This is a genomic window from Nonomuraea sp. CA-141351 (genome assembly GCF_050944675.1).
Classification (GTDB): Bacteria; Actinomycetota; Actinomycetes; order Streptosporangiales; family Streptosporangiaceae; genus Nonomuraea.
This window is the reverse complement of sequence record NZ_CP191982.1, coordinates 6,827,803-6,845,624: the sequence shown is the minus strand read 5'-3', so window position 1 is coordinate 6,845,624 and position 17,822 is coordinate 6,827,803. Positions and strand designations below refer to the sequence as shown.

Sequence of the window (17,822 nt, the reverse complement as noted above, 5' to 3'; positions counted from 1 at the left end):
GGAATCCATGACCTTCAAGCAGCGACGACCTGCCCTGCTGATCGCTCTCGCGGTGCTCGTCGCCGGTTGCTCGGCGCCGCCGCCTACCTCGGGCAGCACCAGTACCCTGCGGTACGTGGCCGCGGGCAGCCCCGCCGCCGCGAGCAACGACCCGCACGGCGGGCTGGCCAACGAGTCGGACGGGCTGCGGTTCTCCCTGCTCTACGACGTCCTGACCGTGCCCGGGGACGACGGCACAGCCAAGCCCCGCCTGGCCGCCTCCTGGGAGCCGGACCCGACGCTCACCCGGTGGACGTTCCGGCTGCGCCCGGAGGCCACGTTCAGCGACGGGCGCCCCGTACGGGCCGCCGACGTGCTGTACTCGCTGCGCCGCATCGAGCGCAAGGCGGCCGAGAACTACGGCAGGCTCGCGTCGTTCGACACCCAGGCCTCCGCCGCGCCCGACGATCACACCGTCGTCCTGGTGAGCAGGACGCCGAACGCCCTCGCGCCCGAGGCGCTGGAATCGGTCACGTTCGTCGTCCCCGAGGGCAGCGAGGACTTCGGCAAGCCCGTGGCGGGCTCGGGGCCGTACCAGATGGCCGGCGGCGACGCCCAGACCGCGGTGCTGAAGCGTAACCCCCGGTGGTGGGGCCCCCGCCCGAGCCTGGACGGCGTCGAGATCCGAGCCGTCGCCGATCCCCAGGCCAGGGCCGCCGCGGTCACCTCCGGCCAGGCCGACGTGGCGGGCAGCGTGAGCCCCGCCGCCGCGAAGGCCGCCGGCACCGGCGTCCGGGTGGTGCGCCGCACGCCGGTGACCCAGTACCCCTTCGTGATGCGCCTGGACCGCAAACCCTTCGACGACCCGCGGGTCCGCGAGGCGTTCAAGCTGGCCGCCGACCGCCAGGCCCTGGTCGACACCGTCTTCCTCGGGTACGGGAAGGTCGCCAACGACCTGCCGACCCCGTACGACGCCTCCTACCCCAAGGACCTGGCGCAGCGGTCCCGCGACGTGGCCCGGGCCAAGGAGCTCCTGGCCGCCGCCGGACACGCGGACGGGCTTCAGGTCACCCTGCGCACCTCCACGTCGTACCCCGGCATGGACAGCGCCGCCACCCTGTACGCGCGTCAACTCGCCGACATCGGGGTCACCGCCACCGTGCGCAACGAGCCGCCGGACACCTATTTCACGAACGTGTGGAGCAAGGCCGACTTCTACACCGGCTACTTCGGCGGCATCCCTTTCACCGACGTGGCCAGAGTCGCGCTCGTCTCGACTTCCCCGACGAACGAGACCGCCTGGAAGCGGCCCGCCTGGGACAAGGCGTTCGCCGCGGCGCTCGCCGTCCGCGACGCCGCCGACCGCAACAGCCGCCTCGGGGTGCTGCAGAAGGAGCTGTGGAAGGACGGCGGGTACGTCGTGTGGGGCCTCGGCGAGGGACTGGACCTGACCTCGCCCGCAGTCCACGGCCTGCCCACGGGGCCCGGGTTCCAGCGCTTCCTTCTCGACGGCGTCCGGCTCGGCGACGCGGGCTGAGCGTGCGTCTCTCCACGCCGACGGGGCTGCCCCGTGCCGTCCTGGCGCCGTTACGGGCGGTCGTCCTGCTGGCCGCGGTCTCGGTCGCGGTGTTCGCCGCCACCGAGCTCCTGCCGGGAGACGCCGCCGACGCCGTGGGCGCCGGCCGGGCCTCGGCGGCGCAGCTCGACGAGCTGCGCGCCGAGCGCGGGCTCGACCGGCCCGGCTGGGAGCGCTGGGCGAGGTGGGCCTGGGCGCTGGCCCACGGCGACGCGGGCCGGTCCCTGCTGACCGGCCGCCCCGTCGTGGATCTGGTCGGCGGGCGGCTGCCCGCCACCGCCGTGCTGGCCGGGTCCGCCTTCGCGCTGACCGCGCTGCTCGTCCTGCTGGGCTGCGCGTTCGCCGGCCGCCGAGCGCTGCGCCGTCCGGGGGACGCCGGCGGCGGCCTGGCGACGGCGCTCACCGCCGTGCCCCAGGTGGTCGTGGCGGCCGCGCTCGCGGCGCTGCTCAGCGGGGTGCTGGGGTGGGTGCCGCCGGTGTCCCTGCTGCCTCCGGGCGGCGGTCCGCCGGATCCGTCGATCCTGGTCCTTCCCGTCCTGACGCTGGCCCTGCCCTCGGCGGCGTTCGGCGTCGCGCTGCTCGGCGGCGTCGTGGCCGACGCCCTGCGCAGGCCGTACGTGACGGACGCCCGCATCCGTGGTGTGCCGGCCGGTCGCATCCTGCGCCGTCACGTGCTGCCCGTGCTGGCCGCACCAGCGCTGCGGGTGCTGGCGGTCGTGGTCGGCGGGCTCACCGCGGGCAGCGCCCTGGTCGAGACGGTCTTCGGCTACGCGGGGGCGGGCGAGCTGCTCGTCAGCTCGGTGGCCGCCCGGGACACGCCCGTGGTGCAGCTCCTGGGGCTCGGCTCGGCCGCGGCCGTCCTGGCGGTGCTGCTGCTCGCCGACCTGGTCCCGGTGCGGCGGCCGTCGTGAGCCGGATCTCCCTCGCGTTCGCGGTCGTTGTCGTCGCGGTGACCTTGCTGGGGCCGGTCCTCGCCCCTTACGACCCGGCCGCTCCCATGACCGCGCCGTGGCAGGCAAGCTCCGCCGGCCACCTTCTGGGAGGCGACGTGCTGGGCAGGGACGTGCTCTCGCGGGCCCTGGCAGGAGGGCGGGACCTGCTGATCCTCTCGCTCGTGGCGGCGGTGGCCGCCACTCTCGCCGGCACGCTCGGCGGGCTCGCGGCCGGGTGGGGCGGGTCCCGCGTGCTCGCGGCCGGTGCCGACCTGCTGCTCGCCGTGCCGGTGCTGTTGCCCGCGTTGGTGCTGGCCGTGTCCCTGCCCGGGGACGCCGCCGTCGTCGCCGCCACGGTCCTGGCAGGAGCGCCGCTGACGCTGGGAGTGGTCCGCGACGCCACCGCGGGCGTACGGGAACGCGGATATGTTCGCGCGGCGCGGCTGCGGGGCGAGCGCACCCTCGCGGTGCTGCTGCGCGAGGTGCTCCCGGCCGTGGCCGGAGTGCTGGCCGCCGACCTCGGGCTGCGCTTCGTCACCGCGCTGCAGCTGGCCTCCGCGCTCGCCGTGCTCGGCCTCACCGACGCGCCTGCCACGGGGGACTGGGCCGCGATGCTCCGCGAGAACCTGGCGGGCGCCGCCCTCAACCCCGCGGCCCTCGCGGCTCCCGCGCTGCTGCTCGCCCTGCTGTCCCTGGCCGTCGCCGCCGCCGCGCACGCAGGACTCCGCCACGCCTTCGGGACGGGGGACGCCTGGTGACGGCACACGAGGGACTGCGCGCCGACCGGATCCGCGTCACCGGCCCTGCGGGCCGCGTCGTCCTCGACGGACTCGGTACGCACGCCGCGCCCGGCCGCGTCCTCGCACTGACGGGACCCTCGGGCAGCGGGAAGACCACACTGCTCAGGGCCCTGCTCGGCTGCCTGCCGCCGGGGCTGCGGCTCGCGGCCGGTGAGGTGCGCTGGCGCGGTGGCCCGGTGCCCACCGGACGGGCCGGCCGCCGCTGGCGTCTCACCCAGGTCGGCTGGCTGGCGCAGGACCCGGCCTCCACCCTCGACCCGTGGCGATCCGTGCTGGACCAGGTCACCGAGGCCCTCGCCGACCGCGGCGCCACGGAAACGGCCGCACGCGCCGAGGCCGCCGCGCTGCTCGAACGCCTCGGCCTCGATCTCACCCTGCACACGAGGACACCGGAGCGGCTCTCCGGCGGGCAGGCCCAGCGAGCCGCCCTGGCCCGCGCCCTCGCCGGAGACCCGCCCCTCCTGGTGCTGGACGAGCCCACCAGCGGCCTGGACCCGGCCTGCGCCCGGCTCGCCGCCGAGGCCGTGCGCCGGCGGCGGGGCGACCCGTCGCGGGTCACGGTGCTGGTCTCCCACGATCGGCGGTTGGTGGCGGACCTCGCCGACGACGTGACGGAGATCGCCGCCGTCGCCCCGCCCCGCAACCCGGCGAGCGTGTTTCGGCGGACGGACGCGCCCGCGGTGCTGACCGTACGCGGGCTCGTCCTGGACCACCCGGCGGGCGGGCCCCCGCTCCTCGCCGCCGACCTGACCCTGCACGCCGGCGAGCTCGTCGCGTTGCTCGGACCCTCCGGCAGCGGCAAGAGCACTCTGCTGCGCGCCCTCGCCGGGCTGCACGCGCCCGCCACGGGGACCCTGATCCTGTCGGCGGCCGACGCCGCGGGATCCCTTCCGCACCTGGCGAGCGAACGCAGCCGCGCCCAGCTGCGCCGCATCCAGCTCGTCGGCCAGAACCCCCGCGACGAGCTCAATCCCGCCCATCGGGCCGTGACGGCGGTCGCCCGCCCGCTGCGCACGCTCGCGGGCCTGGGACCCGCCCCGGCGCGGGCGCAGGCGCTCCGCCTCCTGGCCGACCTCGGCGTGGACGCCGAACACGCCGCACGCCGCCCGGGACGGCTCTCCGGTGGCCAGCGGCAGCGCGTCGCCGTGGCCCGCGCGGTGGCCCCGGGCGCCGCCGTCCTGCTCGCCGACGAGATCACCTCGGCCCTGGACGCGGCCACCGCGACGCGGCTGCTCGACCTCCTCGACCGGCTCCGCGCCGACGGCCTCGCCGTGCTCCTGGCCACACACGACCCGGACGTGGCGGTCTGCGCCGACCGGGTCCTGCGCCTGAGCGCCGGAGCCCTGCGCGAGCAGGACGTGAGGGCGCATCCATGAACACCATCCAGACGGAGGACCAGCCGTGACCGACGAAGCCATCCTTGACGTGCTGCGCGACCACCCGTGCGTGGCCACCGCGCGCCGGGGTCCTGAGGGCGTCCTGGTGCGCCCGCGGCCCGAGGTGCTCGCCGTGCGCCCCCGCCCGGGAGCGCTGCTGCGCGAGTTCCTGGAGCACTGGGGAGACGTCTACGACTGGGTCTACGAAGGCTCTCCCAAACCCGGCGAACCCGACTTCTCCGGCTGGCGCGCCTCCGACACCGGCCTGCCGTTGCCCCAGGAGCACATGGCCGACTGGCTCCGAAACACCGTCGACCTGGTGCTGAGCTGCCGCCCGTCGCGCGTGCTCGAACTCGGCTGCGGCAGCGGGCTGCTGTTGCACGCGCTGCGCGAGCACCTGACCGCGTACGTCGGCACCGACGTCTCCGCCGCCGCCGTCGAGCGGCTCGGCCCGGTGACCACATCAAGGGTCGCGGTCGTCCGCGCCGCCGCCCACGAGGCCCGTTCAGAACAGGTGACCAGGGCGCTGGCCGACACCATGGGACCGCGGGCCCGGCCCGACTGCGTCCTGCTGAACTCCGTCACCCAGTGCTTCCCCCATCTCGGCTACCTACGGGCCGTGCTGCTCGATGCCCTCGCCCTGGTCGCCCCCGGTGGCACGGTGATCGTCGGTGACATCCGGCACGCCGGGCTCCTCGGCCACTACTGCCGCTGGGTCGAACGCGCCAAGGACCCCGGGGCCGACGAGGCCGAGATCGAACGGCGGGCGGTGCGGCGGGCCGCGCAGGAGGAGGAGATGCTGCTCGACCCGCGCACGATCGCGCGCATCGCCCTGGAGGCGGGCCGTTCCGTCGCAGTGTCGGCCCACGCCCGCACCATGGCCGACGACACCGAGCTCACCCGCTACCGCTACGACCTCGTCCTGCACGTCGACGCCGAGAGGGCCCGGGCGTGGCCCGGGTCCGGGCTGCGCGACGGCATCCCCAACGCGCTCCTGGACGACTCCCCGGACGCGAGCACGCCCCACGCCCTCCGTCTCGGGACGCCGGATGACGGGTCGGTACTGCTCGATCTCGCCGATCCGGGCCGCCTGACCGTGGCACGGCCCGCGGCGGCCGGACGGTTCACGGCCGAGAGCGTCGCCGCCCTGGCCGAGGGCGTCGAACCGGGCCGGCTCGCGCACGAGCCCATGACCGCCTTCGTGGCCCGGCGGCTGCCCGAGGTGCTGTACGACCACCTGCGCGCGGCCCTGCCCGGCACGCCGCTTCCCGGCATCGGCGTGGAGGAGGCGCCCGGCGATGCCCATTGAGCTGCCCTCGCGCGACGATCTCCGGCTGGTCCGCCGCGCCCTCGAAGGGCTGCCTGGCGTGGCCGAGGCGGAGGTCTTCCTCATCGCCGACGGCCCCAGGGCAGCCATGTCAGCCCTGGTCTCCGACGGGCGCCCGCTGCCGGAACCTTCAGTCGCCACCCCGCCACCGGCCCGGCTCGGCAGTGGCGAGACGCAGGTCGTGCCGGGCTGCCTGGCGGCCATGGAACGGGCGGCCTTGCTGGCCATCGCCCACACCGTGCACACCACGGGATTGTTCCGCGACAGCGCGGAGGCGCTCGGGGCCGCCCCACGCCACCGGTGGATCGTCCGCCGCTGGCTGGCCGCACTCACCTCCGAGAACCTGCTAGCGCCCCCATCCCGCCAGGAGTTGGCCCGCGCCATGCGGGACCTCGACGCCGCCCGCCAGCAGCTGGGCTATCCCGCCGAGATGGGCCGCTTCTTCCAGACGGCGCTGCGCAGCCTGCCGCGGCTCGTACGCGACGAGATCACCCTGCAGTCCCTGCTCTTCGCGGGCGGAGGCATGACCACCGCCCGGGGCAACTACCGCGACAACCTGATCAGCCGCCACCTCAATGAAGTGGCGGCCACAGCCGTGGCGGCACGCGCTCCCGCCCGAGTGCTGGAGATCGGCGCGGGGGTGGGCGCCACCACCGACGCGGTACTCGCCGCCGTGGGCGAGGTGGACTACTTGTTCACCGACGTCTCCGCCTTCTTCCTGGACGCCGCGCGCGAACGCTTCGCGCACCGGCCGGGGCCGCGCTACGCCCTCTTGGACGTCAACGCCCCGATGGCGCTGGACGAGCAGCCGTTCGACGTCGTCCTGGCGGCGAACGTCCTGCACAACGCCCGCCACGCCGGACGCACCCTGGCCGCGATCCGCGAGCTGCTGGCACCCGGCGGCACGCTCGTGCTGATCGAGTCGTGCGTCGAACACCACCTGGTGTCGGCCTCGATGCACTTCCTCATGTCGCCGCGGACCGACGAGCTTCTCCCCGGCTTCGCCGACGTTCGGCAGGGCCAGGACCGCGTCTTCCTGAGCCGTACCGAATGGATCCGGCAGCTCACGGCGGCCGGGTACCGGGACGTGCGCGTCGAGCCCGCTCCCGACGACCCGCTCGCCGCGGCCGGACAGTACGTCTTCACCGCAGTACGCGGCGACCGCCACCCGGACCCCGCCCCGTTACTTTCCAAGGCGGCCGAGGCGCTGCCGCCGCGCCTTGTCCCCCGCGAGATCCACACCGTCGACGCCCTCATTACAGATCGGAGCCACCGCCCGTGACCGTAGACCCCGAACCCACGCTGCGCCGGATCTGGGCGGACATCCTCGACCTCCCCGAGAACGACATCTCTCCGGGCGACAGCTTCCTCTCCCTGGGCGGCGACTCCGTGCTCGCCGTCCGCACCGCCGCCCTCGTCCGCAGGCGACTGGGGGTGGTGCTGGCGATGTCCGACATCCCGGTGCAGCACACGCTCGCCGACCTCGCCGCCGTCGTCCGCGAGCGCGGCTCCGTGCGCGCTGCCGACGTGCCCGACCTCAAGGTGGCCCGGCGGGACGACCCGCTCGCGCCGTTCCCCCTGCTGCCGCTCCAGCAGGGCTACTTCGTCGGCCAGCAGGACGGCTGGGAGCTGTCGTACGAGTCCGCGCACCACTACGCGGACCTCGGCCTGACCGGCGTGGACGGCGACGAGGCCGCCGAGGCGCTGCGCGACGCCCTGCACCGGCTCGCCGCCCACCAGCCCGCACTGCGGGCACGCATTCTGCCCGACGGCAGCCAGCGCATCCTCGACCTGGACGCGCCCGGCGCGATCCCCTCCCTGACCGTCCACGACTGGCGCGCACTCGACCCCGACGAGGCCGTCCGGCAACTGGCCGGACTCCGCGCAGACATGCGCGCGCACGGCCCTGACCCGGCCACGGGGCCAGGCATCGACCTGCGCCTCAGCCTCCTGCCGGACGGGCGCGGCAGGCTGCACTCCTCCATGAGCCTGCTCCTGGTGGACGGCTGGTCGTCCGGCGTCTTCTACCGCGACCTCTTCGCGTTCGCCGCCGACTGGAACACCGTGCTCGCGCCGCTGGACATCGACTTCGGCGACTACGTCACCGCCGTCCAACGGCTGCCGGAGACACCGCAGTGGCAGGCCGACCGCGACTGGTGGTGGCAGCGGCTCGACACCTTCCCCCAGCCACCCGCGCTGCCGCTCGCGGCCGAGCCGGACGCCGTACGGGCCGACGTGATGCGCAGCCTTGAAACCCGGCTGGCCCCCGAGCGCTGGACCCGTGTCCAGGAGCTGTGCCGCGCGCACGGGGTGACGCCGTCCGCCGCCGCGCTGGCCGCCTACGCCGTCGCGCTCGCGCGTACCGCCGGCCATCGGCGCTTCCTGCTCAACAGCCTCCAGCTCAACCGGCTGCCGCTGCACCCGGACGTGCATCGCATGGTGGGCGCGTTCTCCTCCACCGTGCTGTTGCCGGTCGAGCTGCCGGAGCGGGCCTCGTTCGCCGCCCTCGCCCGCGACCTTCAGACGCTCACCGGCGAGGCGCTCGCGCACAACCTCGTCTCCGGCGTGGAGGTGTCCAGGGAGCTCGCCCGCCGATGGGGTACGACCCGGCCGGTCGCGCCCGTCGTCTTCCAGAGCACGTTGGGGGTGGACGCGGCCATGGGCAGCTCGGTTCCGGATGAGGCCGGGCCACTGGGCCGCATCGACCTGGCCGACCACCGGCAGGAGCTGCGCACCCCGCAGGTGGCCATGGAGGGGCGCCTCTACGAGGCCAGGGACGAGCTGGTGATCGTGCTGTCGCTGGTGGAGGAGCTCTTCCACGCCGCGGACGTGGAGCGCCTGTTCGTCACGTTCACCACGCTCCTGCGATCCTTGGAAACACCGGAGGGCTGGAAGAGCGACTGCGACCTGCCGGGCGTACTGGACCTGGAGGGCGGCCTCCGGCTCGGCGCCCGCCCCCGCGCCACCGCCGGGCAGGACAGCGGCCCGCCACGCGACGAGCTGGAACAGGCGGTGGCCGACTGCTGGCGCGAGCTCCTCGACCTGCCGATGCAGAATCGACTCGACCGGGCGGCGGAGTTCTTCGCGCTCGGCGGGGACTCGCTCATCGCCATCCGGATGCTCACCCGCCTGGCTCGCTCAGGACTCCCGCAGATCACGCCACGGGACTTCCTCGCCGCGCCCACCGTCGCCGGACTGGCCGCGGCCATCCGCGAGAAGCGCTGACCGGACGGCCCGGCGGCCGCGTGCCGCCGGGCCGTGTCGTCGTTCAGCTCACGCCCGGCGCGGCCAGGCCGGCGTCCTCGCGGAACAACTCCTGGTCCACCCAGACCGCGGCCCTGGCGCCGTCCGCCGCCCCCATGACCACGAACGTCATCGCGTCCGGCAACGCCTCAAGCCGGGCCATGTCGCCCGCCGCGTACACCCCGCGTACGGAGGTCTGCTGAAACTCGTTGACCCGCACGCACCCGTCCGGCAGCAGGTCACAACCCAGCCGCTCGGCCAGGTCGGAGTGCTGCCTGATGCGCGTCCGATGGAACACCGCCCCGCGGACGAGCGGCTGCCCGCCTTCGAGGCGCAGCTCAAGAGCGCCGAACTCGCCGCGCACCTCCGTGACCCGTTCCTCGCGCACCGCCACTCCGGCCTTCTCCAGGCGCTCGCGGTGCTCGTCCGGCGGCGCCTCGCCGTTGCCGCACAGCACGACGTCGTCGCTGAAGCGGTCGGCGACGTACAGGGCGAGCATGACGCTCGGAAAGTCTGAGCCCAGGACGGCGATGGGCTGCTCCCTGGCCTCGTAACCGTGGCAGAAGGGGCAGTGGAACACGCTGCGGCCGAACCGCTCGGCCAGGCCGGGGACGTCGGCGAGGACGTCGGTCTGACCGGTGGCGAGGACGAGCTTGCGCGCCCGTTCCCGGGAGCCGTCGGCCAGGGTCAGCTCGAAGCCCGAGGCGATGGCCGACGCGTCGACGACCTCGGCGGAGCGGGTCTCGACCGTGGGATAGGCCCGCAGATCCGCCTGCCCCGCCTCCCTGAGCGCTGTGGGGGAGAGACCGTCGCGGGACAGCAGCATGTGCGTCTCCTGCGCGGGTGCGTTGCGCGGCACGCCGCTGTCCAGCAGCAGCACGCGCCGCCGCTGCCGTCCCGACACCAGCGCCGCGTTGAGCCCCGCGGGTCCTCCGCCCACCACGATGACATCGAACATTTCGTATGCATCCCTTCGTCTTAGGTCGCCTATGTAACGATAATCATTTCCATCCTTGGGATGCCACAGATACGGTGGAAACGCGAGAATCATTGCGGGTGGCTGCAGGCACGACCGGAAATGATCGAGGTACGAGGTCTCTTCACGCCGTCGTCGGTGTCGCCGACCTGTCACTCCAGCCGGCGCGCGTGCGCTGGGCGCCGATGGCGCGGCAGGCCAGGTAGATGGTGAAGGAGATGGTGGTGACGTAGGGGCTGATCGGGATGCTGCTGCCCAGGGCGAGCAGGATGCCGCCGACCATGGAGGTGACGGCGAAGGCGACGCTGAGCAGCGGTACCAGACGGGGTGAGGCGGTGACGCGCATGGCGGCCGCGGCCGGGGTGACGACCAGCGCGAGGACCAGTAGCGCGCCCACGACCTGGATGGCGACGGAGACGGCCAGGGCGAGGATGACGGTGAAGACGGGTGACAGTGCGCGTACCGGTACGCCGCGTGCGGCGGCGACCTCAGGGTCGGTGCTCGCGAAGGTGAGGGGACGCCACACGACGGCGAGCGCGGCCAGCGCGAGGGCGCTGATGCCGATCAGCCAGGTCATCTGCGGCGTGTCGACGGCGACGATCTGCCCGGTGAGCAGGCCGAACTTGTTGGCCGCTCGGCCCTTGTACAGGGCAAGGAACAGCACGCCCAGCCCGAGGCCGAAGGGCATCAGCACGCCGATGATGGAGTTGCGGTCGGCGGCTCGGACGCCGAGAGCGCCGATGACCAGGGCCGCGACGATCGATCCGGCCAGCGAGCCGGCGGCGACGCTGACCCCGGCCAGCAAAGCGGCCGAGGCGCCGGCGAACGACAGCTCGGCGATGCCGTGAACGGCGAAGGCCAGGTCGCGCATCATCACCACGACGCTGATGAGACCTCCGACCACGCCGAGCACCGCTCCGGCGATGAGAGAGTTGGTGACCAGCGCCAGTAGCTCGCCGTAGTTGTCGTAGTTGAAGATCTGGCTCCAGATGCCGGGGTCGTCGGCGATCATGTGGATGATCATTGCTTCTCACCGCCGTGGTCATAGGAGCCGGGTGCGCCGACCACCACGAATCTGCCTTGTGCCCGGATCACCTCGACCGGGCTGCCGTACAGGTCCGACAGTACGGCCGAGGTCATGACCTGCTCGGGTGGGCCGATCCGGAAGCTTCCTGCGGCCAGGTAGAGCACCCGGTCGACGTACTGCAGGATCGGGTTGATCTCGTGGGTGACGAACAACACCGCCGTGCCGTGTTCTCGTCGCCGCTGGTCCACCAGGCCGGCCACTGCCCGCTGGTGGTTGAGGTCGAGCGACAGCAGCGGCTCGTCGCACAGGAGGAGGATCGGGTCGGTGGCCAGGGCCTGGGCGACACGCACGCGTTGTTGCTCGCCGCCCGACAGCAGGCCAAGCGGCACGTCGGCGTAGGGCGCGGCGCCCACGGCGGTCAGCAACTTGTCCACGCGCCGCCGGACGCGCCCGCCGCCGAGCGGCAGGCCCCAGCGGTGCCCGTCGATGCCCAGCCGTACGAGGTCGCGAGCGCGCAGCGGGGTGTGCGCGGCAACTGACCGGTGCTGGGGGATGTACCCGATCAGATCGCTTCCCCTGCGCTGTGGTCGCCCGTTGATCAGCAGGCTGCCCGCCGTCAGCTGCTGCTGTCCGAGCAGGACGCGTAGGAGGCTGGTCTTGCCCGATCCGTTCGGGCCGAGCACCGCGACGAACTCTCCGGCCCGCAGGTCGAGATCGAGATTCCGCCACAGGACGCGCCGGCCGTACGCCAGTGCCGCGTCCCGGAGGCTGAGCACGGTTGTGCCGGAGACTTCGTGTTCCGGTTCGACGTCGGTCACGGTGGTGTGATCGGTCATCGGCCCAGCGCCTTGGTGAGGGCGTCGAGGTTGCCGGTCATCCAGCCGATGTAGTCCTTGCCGGCGGGCAGGGTCTCGGTGACGGGTACGACCGGGATGCCGTTGTCGGCGGCGGCCTGCTGGAGCTTCTCGGTCTGTGGCCCTGCGGTCTGCTCGTTGTAGACCAGCGCCTGGACCTTCTTGCCGCTGAAGAGGGCGAGCGTCTCGGCCAGGACCTTGGGGGAGACGTCGTCGCCCTCCTCGATCGCCTCGGCGAACTCCTGGGGCGTGGCGTTGACCAGGCCGCACGCCTCCAGCATGTAGCCCGGAACCGGTTCGGTGATCGCCACGGCCGTGCCCTTGGCGGTCTCGGCGGTGCTCGCCTCCCGGTCCTGGAGGGTCTGGAGCTTCTGCTTGAAGGCGTCGGCGTTGCTAGTGAACATGGCCGCGCCGGCCGGGTCGGCCTTGCCCAGCGCGGCGGAAAGCTGGTCGGCCAGTTTCGCGACCGTGGGGAAGTCGTACCACACGTGCTCGTTGAGCGCGCCGCCCGCCGGGGCCGTTTTGCCGGAGATGGTGACGGCGTTGAGGAGCTGGGCCGAGGGGTTGTCGGCGGCCTTGAGCATGGTGTCGACGAAGTCGTCGTAGCCGCCGCCGTTCTCGATGACCACCTTGGCCTTGGACAGGGCGAGCTGGTTCTGCGTGTTGGCCTCGTAGGAGTGCGGGTCCTGCTCGGGGTTGCTGACGATCGAGGTCACCTGGACCTTGTCGCCGCCGATCTGCTGGGCGATGTCGCCGTACACGTTGGTCGAGGCCACCACGGTGACCGGCGCGGAGGCCGTCGCGGCGGCGGGGGTGCCGGAGGCTGAGGGAGACGATGAAGATCCGCAGGCTGTCAGCAACACGGAAGCCAGACTGGCCAGGACGAACAGCAAAGGACGGCGTTGAGGGGAACGCATACCGACCACCTAGGAACGATAACGATTTTCAAGTCAATTTAGCACCGTTCCAGGAGGCTGCTACCGAATGGGGGTATCAAGGGCATGGTGTGATGTAGTCGTTGTGATCCACCGACCGTTGATCTCCGGTCTGAGTGGTTTCAACGCTTCACCACACGTTGCGCGCCTGGTGGCGCGCGGTGTGTGGGCGTGCTGGGTTCGTGGCGACGTGTCCAGCGATGCTTAGTGCTCGTCCCAGTGGTCGTCGTGCTGCGCATGACGGTGGTCGTCATGGATGTAGTCCACGTGGTCCTCGTGTGGTACCGCGACGTGGCCGCAATTGGCCCCATGCTGATGATCATGGCCAGTGTGAGTGCTGTGGCCATGAGGGGTGCAGTCGTCGGCGTGGTCCTCGTGCAAGCGGTGCAGGTGTCCATCGTGAACGTAGTCCACGTGGCCCTGATGGGGTACGGCCACGTGCCCGCACGTTGGGCCATGCTGGTGGTCTTTGTTGTTGTGGACTTGAGGGTCGGCGGTAGTTGTCATGGGTGCGGTCCTCCGTCAGGTAACCAGGCTTCGGCCATATGCGGCTTCCTTTCTCCTGGCGTAGTAGGACCTACCCGGCTGATGCGACCGGCCATGGAGTTTGTGCTCTATTGGCCGACCGGTGGGGGAACCGAGGAACGGTCAGTCCGGCCGCCGAGGCTCGTGGCGGGCGTCGACCGCGAGCGCGACGGCCAAGCCGGTGACGGCCAGCGCGAGCGCGGGCACGATCGCCAGGCGTGGCGCGGCGACCAGCAGCGGCGTGGCCTCGCTCACCATGCCGCCCCAGTCGGTCTCGGGCGGCGGCAGCCCGATGCCGAGGAAGCTCAGCGAGGTGACGGCGATCAGCGTCCTGGCGAAGTCCGCGGTGGCGACGGTCAGGACGGGCCCGGCGATGTGCGGCCCGATGGTACGCCGGAGCAGGTAAAGCGGAGACGCGCCGATGGCCCGCACGGCCAGGACGTAGTCGGAGGAGGCCACCCGCCGGGTCGCCGTATGGGCGACGAGGCCGCAGTTGACCCAGCCGAGTGGTACGAGGGCGGTCAGGACGGCGACGTCCCCGGGCGGCAGCACGCCGGCCAGCGCGAGCGCCAGTGTGAGGCCGGGCAGGGCGAGTGCCATGGTGGCGGCCAGACGCAGCAGCCGGTCAGGGACACCTCCGGCGAGCCCTGCCGCGGCGCCGAACAGCGTGCCCAGAATCGTGGTGATCGCCGTGATGGCCAGCGCGAACAGCAGGGACATGCGGCCGGCCGCGGCGGTTCTGGTGAGGAGGTCGCGGCCGAGCTGGTCGGTGCCGAGCCAGTGTTCCGTACTCGCCGGCAGGAGAGCGTGCTCCAGGTCGGGCAGATGCGGGTCGTACCCGGACAGCGTGGGGGTGAGCAGGCAGAACAGTACGACCACGGCGAGCATCGCGATGCCGGCGCGGCCCCTCACCGGCGGCGCACCCGCGGATCGGCGGCCGCCAGGCAGAGTTCGAACAGGGCCAGGAGCAGTACGGTCGTGACCGCGGTGACCAGCACGTACGCCTGCACGATGGGCAGGTCTCGCTGCCTGATCGCCGACACCGCGAGCTGTCCCACGCCCGGCCAGGAGAACAGCGTCTCCACCACCACCGCGCCGGCCAGCAACTCCACGAGCACCGTACCGGCTGCCGTGATGGCGTTGGGCGCGGCCACGCGCAGAGCGTGCACCATGATCGCGCGCCGGGGCCGTACCCCCTTGGCGGCGGCGAGTTTGACGAACGGCAGCCGTAAGGCCTGGGCCAGGTCGGCCCGGAGCAGCCGCAGCAGCGTCGCGGCGCCCGCCAGGCCGAGGGTGAGGGCGGGGAGCACCACGGCTCCGGGGCTGTCCGCCCCGCCCGTGGGCAGCGCGCGCAATCCGACCGCGACGACGCTGATCATCAGGATCCCCACGATGTAGGGCGGGACGCCGGCGATCGCCACCGTCACGAGAGCGACGGCGCGGCTGTCGAGCGCCCCCGGCCTGAACGCGGCTCTGACGGAGGCGAGCACGGCGAGTACGACCGCGACGAGTGCCGCCGCTCCGGCCAGCCGCAGTGTCGCCGGAACCCGCGAGAGGATCTCGGCGGCGACGGGGGAGCGGTCGGTGTAGGAGTGTCCGAAGTCGCCGCGCAGCACGGCGAGCAGCCACCGCAGGTACTGGGTGAACAGCGGCTGGTCGAGACCGAGTTCGGCGCGCAGTTCCGCCACACTGCGCGCGGTCGGCTGGATGCCGCCGCGCCGCAGGATCTCCTCGGCGGGATCGCCCGGCGCCAGCGAGGTGAGCAGGAAGACCAGCACCGAGAGCGCCAGCAGCACGAGCAGGAGTTCGGCGGCGCGGCGCAGGACGGTGGCCGTCACCTCAGGGGGGCCAGCTTGCCCAGGTCGACCACGTACGCCACGCTCTGTGCCACCCCGCCGACCTTACTCGTCGTCACGATGGGATTGTCCTGGTACGCGAGCGGGATCATCGGGCGGTCGCCGGCGAGCAGGCGCTGGATCCGGTGGTAGAGGTCACGCCGCCGGGCCGGGTCGGTCTCTGTCGCGGCCTGGTCGATCAGCTTGTCGAACTCGGTGTTGCGGTAGCCGAGCCTGCGCTCGATGTTCCAGGAGGCGTCGGAGCGCAGGAAGCGGCGGAACAGGTAGTCGGCGTCGCCGTTGGGCACGCTGTAGGCGCTGAGGAAGATGTCGTAGTCCCCGGACTCCATCACGGACTTGGTGGCCTCGGCCACGGTCACCTTCGCGGGCAGGCCCGCCTGCTCCAGCGACGTACGCAGCACCTCGGCGATGTCGGTGTAGGGGAACTGGCCGGTCTCGGCCGAGGAGATGAGGATGGAGACGGGCGTGGTCGGCGCGCCCGCGGCGGTGACCAGCCCACGAGCCTTGCCTGGGTCGTACCTCGCGGTTGATCCGGGCTCGGCGAGGTCACCGAAAACGGGCGACAGGAACCCGGCGCCCGCCGTGGCCGTGCCGGCGAGGAGCTTGGCGGCTATGGACCGTCGATCGATCGCCAGGTCGGCCGCCTCGCGCAGGCGGGGATCGGAGAACGGCTCGCGCGAGGCGTTGAAGGTCAGGTAGTGCGTCAGCACCGAGGGGCTGCGGACGACCCGGAAGCCGCTGTCGCCGCCGACCGCCGCGACCTGCCCCGGCAGCAGCGCGCCCTTGTCGATCAGCCCGTCCACCTCACCGGCGCGCAACGCCGCGACCCGCGCGTTGGCGTCCGGGATCACCCTGACCACGATCTTCTCGTAGGCGGGGGCGGCGCCGTAGTAGTACGGGTTCGCGGCAAGCTCGGCCTGCTGGCCCTTGACCCAGTTCACCAGCGTGTACGGCCCCGTCCCCAGCGGCTTGCCGGCGAAGTCGCCCGAGGAGGTGAACGCCTTCGGCGACTGGACCATGCTGTAGAAGCCCGCCAGCCTGCTCGGCAGGTCGGCCACCGGCTGGTCCAGGACGAACGTCACCTTGCCGCCCTCGGCCCGGACATCGCCGAGCTTGCCGTAGGCGGCCTCTATACCGGCGTCCAGGCTGAAGAACGCCGACTGGCGGGGCGCGATCCGCAGGAACCGTTTGATGTTGGCGACCACCGACTCGGCGTTCAGCGGCGTACCGTCGCTGAACCGTACGCCGTCCCGTAGCGTGAACGTCCAGCGCCGCCCCTGGTCGGCGCTGTCCCAGGCGGTGGCCAGCGCGGGAACGGGCCGCAGCTTGTCGTCCACGGTCACCAGGGGCTCCCACACCCGTAACGTCTGGTGCGTGTAGTACGGATCTGCGGGGCCGGCGACGAGGTCGCGCGGGGCTGCCAGGGTCAGTTGGCGGCCGTTCCGCTCTGGGGGCTCCTGGCCGCCGCACCCCGCGAGGAGCACTCCCAAGAGCGCCGCCAGCATGATCGCGGCTCGTTTTCGCATCCCGATCTCCGTTCCAGAGGCCCGTATTCAGGTGTAAACGATAACCGTATTCATTCTGGCTTGGCAGATCGAGGGTGCTATTCGTACGGCTCGACGGGTGGGGATATCGGGTGGACGTCGGAAGCGGTCATGGCCGGTACGTACGTGTCCGATGGCCGGCCCTTTCGGGGGATCCAGGTGCCGGTGACCCGTACCCAGGTGTCCCTTGCCGGGGCGGGGGCTCCTCTGACGATGACCTTCATGGTCAGGGCGTCGGCGGCGCAGCAGCTGATCCGCATGCGAGCGATGTGCCACTCGCCCTTGTCGTGAGACGGCAGCACGAACCCGGTCAGGCTGATGGGCTTGCCGGCGAGCGATCTGGTCGGCTCATACCAGGCCCGGTCCGCGAATTCGGCCAGGCTCAGGACGTTCACGCGGTCGCTCTTGAGCGGTGTGAGGGGTTGCGCGTCCACGATGGCCGGCGGAGGTGGGGGAGGGGCCTGTTCGGCCTGCTGGGCAGCGTACGAGCCGAGGGCGGGCGGGGCGATCAGAAAGATCGCGGCAACCGGAGCCGTCAGCAGCCACGCCACCCTGCCGCCTTCCCCGTGTTCGTGGCCGGGCGAGCATGCCTGCACAGGGGTGGCGGGCTCGCGGCCGGTCAACTGTGCCAGGTGGGCGTCCTCGGCGAGGCGGGCGTGCGTGAGACGCGCCTGCCGCGTGCTGCGGATGCTCTTGCGGCGCTCCTCGATCAGAGTGGCCACTGCCAGGATGACCAGCGCCGCGCCCGCCGCGACCAGCAAAGGCCGGAAACCCGGCTTGACGTAGTTGGTGAAGTCCGTGGAGAAGGCGGAGATCTTCAACAGTGCTCCGCCGAGCAGGAGGAGCAGCAGGCTCTGGCTCTTCATCGGAAC

The 17,822-nt window shown here is 72.5% G+C and carries 15 protein-coding genes; 7 read left to right on the top strand and 8 right to left on the bottom strand.

From position 1 onward, the window contains the following. Positions 1–7: 7 nt before the first annotated feature. Genes ACQPWU_RS32450 through ACQPWU_RS32420 form a run of 7 tightly spaced genes read left to right on the top strand, consistent with a single transcriptional unit; the run spans position 8 to position 9,215 of the window. On the top strand, positions 8–1,516 hold the full coding sequence (locus tag ACQPWU_RS32450; protein WP_433428409.1) for an ABC transporter substrate-binding protein: 1,509 nt from the start codon (positions 8–10) through the stop codon (positions 1,514–1,516). 2 nt (positions 1,517–1,518) lie between these two features. Next, on the top strand, positions 1,519–2,466 hold the full coding sequence (locus ACQPWU_RS32445) for an ABC transporter permease (RefSeq protein WP_433428407.1): 948 nt from the start codon (positions 1,519–1,521) through the stop codon (positions 2,464–2,466). Continuing rightward, positions 2,463–3,245 carry an ABC transporter permease subunit gene (locus ACQPWU_RS32440; RefSeq protein WP_433428404.1) on the top strand — a complete coding sequence of 261 codons (783 nt, stop codon included), beginning with the start codon at positions 2,463–2,465 and terminating at the stop codon, positions 3,243–3,245. Before ACQPWU_RS32445 ends, ACQPWU_RS32440 begins: the two co-directional genes overlap by 4 nt. Next, on the top strand, positions 3,242–4,663 hold the full coding sequence (locus tag ACQPWU_RS32435) for an ABC transporter ATP-binding protein (RefSeq protein ID WP_433428401.1): 1,422 nt from the start codon (positions 3,242–3,244) through the stop codon (positions 4,661–4,663). The genes ACQPWU_RS32440 and ACQPWU_RS32435 overlap by 4 nt, the downstream gene beginning before the upstream one ends. Before the next feature lie 25 nt (positions 4,664–4,688). Then, positions 4,689–5,972, top strand: coding sequence for a methyltransferase domain-containing protein (locus ACQPWU_RS32430; protein WP_433428399.1), 1,284 nt, complete (start codon positions 4,689–4,691; stop codon positions 5,970–5,972). After that, complete coding sequence (locus tag ACQPWU_RS32425) at positions 5,962–7,272, top strand: methyltransferase (protein WP_433428397.1); 1,311 nt, start codon at positions 5,962–5,964, stop codon at positions 7,270–7,272. Before ACQPWU_RS32430 ends, ACQPWU_RS32425 begins: the two co-directional genes overlap by 11 nt. Beyond that, positions 7,269–9,215, top strand: a complete 1,947-nt coding sequence (locus tag ACQPWU_RS32420; RefSeq protein WP_433428395.1) for a phosphopantetheine-binding protein — start codon at positions 7,269–7,271, stop codon at positions 9,213–9,215. Before ACQPWU_RS32425 ends, ACQPWU_RS32420 begins: the two co-directional genes overlap by 4 nt. Before the next feature lie 43 nt (positions 9,216–9,258). On the opposite strand, the gene ACQPWU_RS32415 is transcribed toward ACQPWU_RS32420, so the two are convergent. From ACQPWU_RS32415 to ACQPWU_RS32380, 8 genes are all read right to left on the bottom strand, one after another. Further along, a complete protein-coding gene (locus tag ACQPWU_RS32415; RefSeq protein WP_433428393.1) occupies positions 9,259–10,191 on the bottom strand; it encodes an NAD(P)/FAD-dependent oxidoreductase in 933 nt (310 codons plus the stop codon). Positions 10,192–10,333: 142 nt separating this feature from the next. Continuing rightward, positions 10,334–11,233, bottom strand: a complete 900-nt coding sequence (locus ACQPWU_RS32410) for a metal ABC transporter permease (protein WP_433428390.1) — start codon at positions 11,231–11,233, stop codon at positions 10,334–10,336. After that, positions 11,230–12,072, bottom strand: coding sequence for a metal ABC transporter ATP-binding protein (locus ACQPWU_RS32405; RefSeq protein ID WP_433428387.1), 843 nt, complete (start codon positions 12,070–12,072; stop codon positions 11,230–11,232). Before ACQPWU_RS32405 ends, ACQPWU_RS32410 begins: the two co-directional genes overlap by 4 nt. Continuing rightward, positions 12,069–12,953: a metal ABC transporter solute-binding protein, Zn/Mn family gene (locus tag ACQPWU_RS32400; RefSeq protein ID WP_433428384.1), complete on the bottom strand. Its 885-nt coding sequence runs from the start codon at positions 12,951–12,953 to the stop codon at positions 12,069–12,071. Before ACQPWU_RS32400 ends, ACQPWU_RS32405 begins: the two co-directional genes overlap by 4 nt. Positions 12,954–13,673: 720 nt before the next feature. Next, the gene (locus tag ACQPWU_RS32395; RefSeq protein ID WP_433428381.1) at positions 13,674–14,462 is read right to left on the bottom strand and encodes an ABC transporter permease; all 789 of its coding nucleotides are present in this window, start codon (positions 14,460–14,462) and stop codon (positions 13,674–13,676) included. Further along, positions 14,459–15,388: an ABC transporter permease gene (locus ACQPWU_RS32390; protein WP_433428378.1), complete on the bottom strand. Its 930-nt coding sequence runs from the start codon at positions 15,386–15,388 to the stop codon at positions 14,459–14,461. The genes ACQPWU_RS32395 and ACQPWU_RS32390 overlap by 4 nt, the downstream gene beginning before the upstream one ends. Next, positions 15,385–16,932 carry an ABC transporter substrate-binding protein gene (locus ACQPWU_RS32385; RefSeq protein ID WP_433428375.1) on the bottom strand — a complete coding sequence of 516 codons (1,548 nt, stop codon included), beginning with the start codon at positions 16,930–16,932 and terminating at the stop codon, positions 15,385–15,387. The genes ACQPWU_RS32390 and ACQPWU_RS32385 overlap by 4 nt, the downstream gene beginning before the upstream one ends. 77 nt (positions 16,933–17,009) lie before the next feature. Then, positions 17,010–17,816, bottom strand: coding sequence for a TIGR03943 family putative permease subunit (locus ACQPWU_RS32380; RefSeq protein ID WP_433428372.1), 807 nt, complete (start codon positions 17,814–17,816; stop codon positions 17,010–17,012). Positions 17,817–17,822: the final 6 nt, after the last annotated feature.

Coding starts and splice junctions, on each gene's coding strand:
- ACQPWU_RS32450 (WP_433428409.1), top strand. CDS start 8: ATGACCTTCAAGCAGCGACGACCTGCCCTGCTGATCGCTCTCGCGGTG.
- ACQPWU_RS32425 (WP_433428397.1), top strand. CDS start 5,962: ATGCCCATTGAGCTGCCCTCGCGCGACGATCTCCGGCTGGTCCGCCGC.
- ACQPWU_RS32415 (WP_433428393.1), bottom strand. CDS start 10,191: ATGTTCGATGTCATCGTGGTGGGCGGAGGACCCGCGGGGCTCAACGCG.
- ACQPWU_RS32410 (WP_433428390.1), bottom strand. CDS start 11,233: ATGATCATCCACATGATCGCCGACGACCCCGGCATCTGGAGCCAGATC.
- ACQPWU_RS32405 (WP_433428387.1), bottom strand. CDS start 12,072: ATGACCGATCACACCACCGTGACCGACGTCGAACCGGAACACGAAGTC.
- ACQPWU_RS32385 (WP_433428375.1), bottom strand. CDS start 16,932: ATGCGAAAACGAGCCGCGATCATGCTGGCGGCGCTCTTGGGAGTGCTC.
- ACQPWU_RS32380 (WP_433428372.1), bottom strand. CDS start 17,816: ATGAAGAGCCAGAGCCTGCTGCTCCTCCTGCTCGGCGGAGCACTGTTG.